7 protein-coding genes and 1 pseudogene are annotated in these 6,207 nt (G+C 48.1%); 5 read left to right on the top strand and 3 right to left on the bottom strand.

Going from position 1 to position 6,207, the window contains the following annotated elements:
• A partial coding sequence (locus B4N58_RS02340) for a TadE/TadG family type IV pilus assembly protein (RefSeq protein ID WP_291745431.1) occupies positions 1–468 on the bottom strand: 468 nt, incomplete at its 3' end.
• Positions 469–1,024: 556 nt separating this feature from the next.
• Here B4N58_RS02340 and B4N58_RS02335 point away from each other — a divergent pair.
• The 5 genes and pseudogenes from B4N58_RS02335 to B4N58_RS15640 all read left to right on the top strand — a co-directional run bounded on the left by B4N58_RS02335 (position 1,025) and on the right by B4N58_RS15640 (position 4,584).
• Positions 1,025–2,503, top strand: a complete 1,479-nt coding sequence (locus tag B4N58_RS02335) for an OmpP1/FadL family transporter (RefSeq protein ID WP_236550829.1) — start codon at positions 1,025–1,027, stop codon at positions 2,501–2,503.
• Positions 2,504–2,976: 473 nt separating this feature from the next.
• Positions 2,977–3,363: an IS66-like element accessory protein TnpA gene (gene tnpA / locus B4N58_RS02330; RefSeq protein ID WP_291745428.1), complete on the top strand. Its 387-nt coding sequence runs from the start codon at positions 2,977–2,979 to the stop codon at positions 3,361–3,363.
• A 20-nt stretch (positions 3,364–3,383) separates the two neighbouring features.
• Positions 3,384–3,698 (top strand): IS66 family insertion sequence element accessory protein TnpB, encoded by a 315-nt coding sequence (gene tnpB / locus B4N58_RS02325; protein ID WP_291745426.1) that lies wholly within the window; start codon positions 3,384–3,386, stop codon positions 3,696–3,698.
• Between the two features lie 110 nt (positions 3,699–3,808).
• Positions 3,809–4,408: pseudogene (locus B4N58_RS02320) on the top strand (IS66 family transposase zinc-finger binding domain-containing protein); the annotation flags it as partial.
• Positions 4,409–4,410: 2 nt separating this feature from the next.
• Positions 4,411–4,584 carry an IS66 family transposase gene (locus B4N58_RS15640; protein WP_366915333.1) on the top strand — a complete coding sequence of 58 codons (174 nt, stop codon included), beginning with the start codon at positions 4,411–4,413 and terminating at the stop codon, positions 4,582–4,584.
• 283 nt (positions 4,585–4,867) lie between these two features.
• Here B4N58_RS15640 and B4N58_RS02315 read toward each other — a convergent pair whose 3' ends face one another.
• Together B4N58_RS02315 and B4N58_RS02310 are read right to left on the bottom strand one after the other, a co-directional pair.
• Positions 4,868–4,996 (bottom strand): hypothetical protein, encoded by a 129-nt coding sequence (locus B4N58_RS02315; RefSeq protein WP_291745424.1) that lies wholly within the window; start codon positions 4,994–4,996, stop codon positions 4,868–4,870.
• Positions 4,997–4,999: 3 nt separating this feature from the next.
• Positions 5,000–6,094 (bottom strand): AAA family ATPase, encoded by a 1,095-nt coding sequence (locus tag B4N58_RS02310; protein WP_291745422.1) that lies wholly within the window; start codon positions 6,092–6,094, stop codon positions 5,000–5,002.
• Between the last annotated feature and the right edge of the window lie 113 nt (positions 6,095–6,207).

Below are 6,207 nucleotides of genomic sequence, written 5' to 3'. Positions count from 1 at the left end.
ACCATCGTTCGGCTCCACACGTGTAGTGGACTCTGCTGACAAATTCTCAGGCAAAGGAATGAAGAAGGAGTTTCCGACCAGGGGGTTACTGCTGTAGTTGGGATAATCAAGACGCACCCGCAGGCAGGTTGAATCGCCGCAAGTAAAGGAATTTACCGAGGGCACCACGCTTTCCCGAAATGAGCCGACGTAAGTTGGTAACAAGTCTTCCAGAGCGTCTTGCGCAAAGCTTTCATAATCACCAACTGCAAACCCGCTACGGTACACCGTGGCTTGTCGCGCCGCTTCACTGGTGGTGTTGTTCATGATCAGCATGGCTCCCAACAACACCGAATACTCGACAATCGCGAAAATCACAGCCAGCAATATGGGCAGTGTCAGCACAAGCTCAATCATGAGCGCGCCTCGCTGACGTAATTTGGACAGGGTTTTCATGATGGGATTGTCTTTGTCGAATGGGTTAGTCAAAAAGTGTTAATCAAAACATTACCTAATCACTTTGCCATTCAACACTGAAAACAATAGGAAAAAATAGAGTAAATTTTACCCCCTTATTTGTGTAAAAGAAAAATATTCCAGTAATGTTTCAGAAACATAGATCTTATAGCGACCCAAGATCGAGACCCAATCACACAATTGAGCAGTGCTCTCAATACTAGTAGTTTATGTGCTTTTTACTTACAAATTACTGCTTAGTTGAGGATTGAAAAAGTACAAATACTGAATTGGGCCCAAGTTTTGTCTCTGACAGATATTGAGCTTAACTTTTACCACCAGACGTGTGTTGTCGACCACAGACGAAGTTAACCTCCTTAGCAGCTTGACAAAAATCAATTGAACGATTGGTTGAATTCGGTTTACATTTTCAGTACTATCAATGTTAATTGTTGTAAACATAGCTTCTTTTCTCACGTATTGTTTCGTTGGAAAGTAAGTAAAATTTCTAAAAACAACCAGTAAAACTCACGACAATCAAAGTCGGGCGCACAGCGACCCTGCACCGTCGGAGCGAGGAGACAGACCAATGGTGTTTTTTCAGCAAAGCTCCCTTCGGAGAGCGTGTGCAGTCGCGTTTTCAGTAATGGCGTTTTCACTTAGCCATCAAACTTTTGCGGGTGGTACAGCCAACGACAACCAAAGTGCGATGGGGATCGCCACTGCGGGTGCAGGCCAGGCGGCGGAGGCTTCAGATGCCTCTGTGATCTTTTTTAACCCGGCTGCGCTGACACGTTTCAAGCGCATTGAAGTTTTGAATGTGGCGAGTATCGCCACTTTTGATAACGACTACACCTCCAGACAAAACAATGACGGTCCGCCCACGGATAACGGGCGTGAGGGCTCAGCCGGCGAGTTTTTTTCCAGAAAAGATGGCACTGACTCTGCATTGTTTATTCCTGGATTGTTCGTGGCCATTCCGGTCAGCCCCAAGCTGGTAGTGGGTTTCAGTGCATCGGGCTCACATGGCCTCTTAACCCGTTATCGGGAAGATTTTCCTGGTCGAGGTGCAGGTCGCGAAAGCGACCTGAAGATAACACGCTTGAACTTGGGCTTCGGCTATAAGCTAACCCCGACTCTGTCGATTGGTGCCAACGGCTCTTATGAACGTTATTTTCAATCAATCAAAATTCGTTTGAATTACCGAGATGCAGTAAGCAAGTTAGGACCTCCTGGAACGACCGCACTTCTCGATACTTTAAACGCGTCAGGGCTAGCGCCCCCTATCCCAGGCGAAACGGACGCGAAGTTGAGGATCTTGGGTTGGGCCTTAAATGCCCAAGCTGGTCTGCTGTGGGAGCCAACGGATCGCACACGAATTGGTGCCTCCTATCGACCAAAGACACGCTTCAATGGCAATCAAGGGGAACTGACCATCAATGAAAATGCAGATACGGCGGCCTTCCGCGAGTTTCTAAATGGCGGTTTGATTGCGATTGGTGGTCCGCTGCTTGGGGTGAACGGCCCGCAAGCGGCTGGCGATCTAGAACCACAGCAGCAAGCTAGACAACGCACAATTTTTCCAGATGAGTTCCGTATTTCCCTGTTTCACCATTACAGCCCGAAACTCGACTTAATGGCCACTTACACATATCAAGATTATACCGAGACATTTTTACGCTATGAGCGTGTGAGTAATGGCCGTGTCATTGAAGACTTACCTCAAGATTTCAAAGTAGCTCAAGCGTATAGAATCGGTCTGAATTACAAACCTTACAAGCGACTAACATTGCACGCTGGCTATGGTATGGAAAATGGTGTGGTCGGCGACGATCTACGCGTTCCTATATTACCTGATAACGACCGTCGCTTTTACGGACTTGGGGCAAGCTTTACACCAAGCAGAGATACTACGGTCACTCTGGCTTTCGGTATCATTGATGTGGACGCAGGTCAGGTAGGAAATAATACTCAGGTCACTCCTATTGAAGTGTCTGGCGGGGAATTCAAAGGCATCGCTGACCTGGATGCCGAATTCTTTTCGCTAGGCTTTACCCAAAGATTTTAAGAGATGTGGTCCAGCACAACTGAACAGTTTAGATATGTATAAATTGGGACATAAAGGTATGTATGCAATTTACGGGTTGTACCGGGATTCCCCATTCATGGATACGCGGCAGTCGTGTCGCGAGTTGATCCCGCAAAACTACGCAGTATGCATACGACACTTGCGAGCCCTGAAGCTCAAAATGGATCTTTCGGTTTTGGCTCCGTAGTTAGGCACCAACCGGCGCGAAGCCCTCCATAAGGTGTTTTCTCCTTGTTGCGCAGACTGGTGATTCGTCGCAGCAAACGGGTTTGGGCACGGGGCAACACAAACATACTTGTGGCCCGAGGGAACACACAGCAGGGTCTTTGGGTACCATGCCTGCTAGTTACAAGTGATAGGTTGTATAGGAGTCGTAAGCCCCTAGCGAACCCATCTTGTTTGAGCTTGAGTTTTAGTTAACGCTACTCCACTAATTTCATAGCGGAGTAGTCATGACTGACTTGGTTATTAAACGCGGACGATCCCGACGTACGCATAGTGAGCAGTTCAAACAAGAAGTTGTTGATCATTGCACCAGGCCTGGCATGTCACTGGCCAATGTGGCCAGGCAGCATGGGTTACACCCCAGTTTACTGGCGCGTTGGGTTAAAGAGCGAACTGAGCCAGCAAGAATGGCGGTGTCATCGCAGGCCTCATTGGTGCCCCAGTTTGTTCCCCTGCGTGTCGAGTCAGCACTGTGTGCCGAACTGCCGACATCGGCAAAGTTATCAAGCAAGATCGAAGTCAACATCGATCGTGGTGAGTTGCGCATTGCATTCAAAGTTGATCCATCGCAAATGGTTGAACTCGGCCAAATACTGCGTGAGGTGTTGCGTTGATTCGTGTGGACGCAATCTGGATGAGCACCGCACCATGCGACATGCGTTGCGGCATGGACACTTTGATGAATCAAATCATTGCCGTGTTTGGTGCTGCGCAAGCGCATAACGCATATCTGTTTGCAAACCGTGGTGCCAATCGAATGAAGGTGATTGTGCACGACGGATTTGGTGTGTGGTTGTGCAGCCGCAGGCTGCACAAAGGCAGTTTTAATTGGGGCAAAGGTATTGATTTGGGTGCATCGGTCACGCTGTCCACTGAACAATTCAACGCCCTGATCGTGGGGCTACCTTGGCAGCGGCTTGCAGAATATTCCAGCATCAAATGCTTGTGAGTATGAATTGATAACAGCGTCAATTGGCAAGATTGCCAATAGTTGGCGATGTGGGCCTGTGGCAATATCTGCGTCATGACCTCAAGCCCCACCCAGACCAGATTGCCAAGATGGACGCAGACCAACTGCGGGCGATGCTACTGGGGCAGATTCAAATCAATACCCAGTTGCAGCAAACCGTTCAATCCAGCAACGCTGTAATACAGGCCAAAGATGAGTTGATTAAAGAGCAAGCGATCACCATCAAATACCAAGAGACCGTCCTCTCCAAAGTGACGCTGGAATTGGCTTTGCACAAGCGGTTCCGGTTCAGCAAAAAAGCTGAATCACTGACTGTTGAACAACGCTACTTGTTTGATGAAACACTGGACGGTGATATTGCCCAGATCGAGCAGGAAGAGCTGGATAAGCTGCCTGAGCAAGACAAAGAAATAGTTACTAGAAGCCTCAAGCCCAAACGCAAACCCCTGCCGCCTGAACTGCCCCGCACCGAGATTCGCCATGAACCGGACAGTACCCTGTGCAAATGCGGCTGCCAGTTAAAGCGCATTGGTGAGGATGTCGCCGAGAAACTGGACTATCAACCTGGCACCTTCAGCGTAGAGCGCCATATTCGTGGCAAGTGGGTATGTGACACCTGTGAGACCTTGATTCAAGCACCAGTGCCCGCACATGTGATTGACAAGGGCACGCACGGCGCAAATTCTTTGAACTGTTTGCTGCCAACAAAAGCCAAATTGCCCAAGCAGCACTGGAACAGTTCAATGCCATTTACGCAGTTGAGGGGCAGTTGCAAGAATTATCGCCCGATGAACGGCACAGTAGGCGACAGAAAGAGATCAAGCCGCTGATGGACAAACTTCGACAATGGTTACCCAATTGTTGAGCTGCTTTTTCAAAGTTGGCAGCAGCATCCCAATTTCGGCTATACACAAACCGCTTTGCTAATATTAAAGAAGTTGTTTGAAGGCTATTGCTTCAGCCATGGGAGAGTGATATTTCGCATGCCCCATCTTAAATTTCTCAATGAGCTCCGGCAAACGTTTGCGCCAGTAAACGAAAATCACAACCGTGATTTTCTAATCCATCTATTCCAACGCTTCGACAAGCCATCGAAAAGTGAAAAAGCATTCAAAGAAAAGTTGGAAACTGAACTTCGCCTATCAAGATCAACAACTGTTCTTCCAAACGATAGACGACAACAAGCGGTAGGTCACTTCATGATCATTGATCACCTTAAGCACGGACCAATAGTCCACGTGACGAATGCCATCTTCACAGTATTTAATCAGTGTCATGGCTTACACCTCCACAAACCCGAAATGGGCTTTGGTCTTGCAACCCAGGTCCTGCAAACAAATCCGTACCGTCAATTCGTCGATAACCTGCTCACCGTGCAATGAAGAGGAGACCCCCTCATTGGCCTGCTGTGTAGCGTGTTCACCTTCAATGCCATTTGACGCCTTGGCGCTGCTTGGTACCATTTGATTCATTACGGTATCAACGTGTTGCCTAACTACTTTGTCCAGCAGGCTCTGTAAGTTACGCAGATCAACATCCTGGCTAGCCATCAAACTGATTGCGGCTGGCGAAAATCGGATGTTCATATAAGACTTTCTCAGCATATTGCTGATAATCACCTCTCGCTGATTTCGGTTGGGGTAACTGATCTCGAATGTGTCAAAGCGCGATCTGACCGGATCCGAAATCAAGCTTGCATCGTTGCTTGTGGCCACGTAGATGATCCGTGACGCATCAAATTGAAGGTTGCCAAATTCATCGTGAAATTCCTGAGATGTTTGCGGCTCAAGCAAGGCCAGCAACGCGCCCTCAACTGGGAATTGAGAGTTCCTGTCGGCCTTATCAATTTCATCGAGCAAGATCAAAGGCGATGCGGTTTCACTTCTGGCCAATGATGAAAAAATCAGACCTGCTTGTCCGTTGCCCCATTTGTTACTGATGCCCGTTAATACTCCCCCCATGGATGTGGAGGCGATGTTCACGTAGTCATAGCGAGTATTAAGCGCCTCAGCCAATGCCTTGGCAAAAGCACTTTTGCCCGTTCCCTTGGGACCATTAAGATTAATGGGTTTGAGACGCTGTTTATCTTCTTGTTTCAAGGGCCATACGCGCAACTGTCCAATCACGTGATCAACCACATGCGCGAAATTCGGAAACTGCTCACGAAGCAACTTCAACCTTTCCTCAAGCTCGTTGCTTTGCTTGATAATTTTTCTGAATCCATTGAATTTGGCCATGTGGACAAACATGCGCCATGCCCGCGCTATACGATCGCTGTCCTCACCAATTTCTTCAACAAAGTTCATGACTGATTTCGCAGTGAACAATCGAACCGTTCCCTCATGCATCGCACTGTATTCATCGAGATCGCTCATGCAGCTTTCGACGTGTGAAATGAAAGTTTTGGAATCACTGGGGGCTTTCAAATCCTCAGCATTGCTCAGGACCTTCAGCACATGAACTTCTGCGTATTCTGGCCAAATACTCC

This window comes from Limnobacter sp. UBA3528, from assembly GCF_002377005.1.
GTDB lineage: Bacteria > Pseudomonadota > Gammaproteobacteria > Burkholderiales > Burkholderiaceae_B > Limnobacter.
The sequence above is the reverse complement of the archived record's forward strand: the minus strand, read 5'-3'. Positions and strand labels throughout refer to the sequence as shown.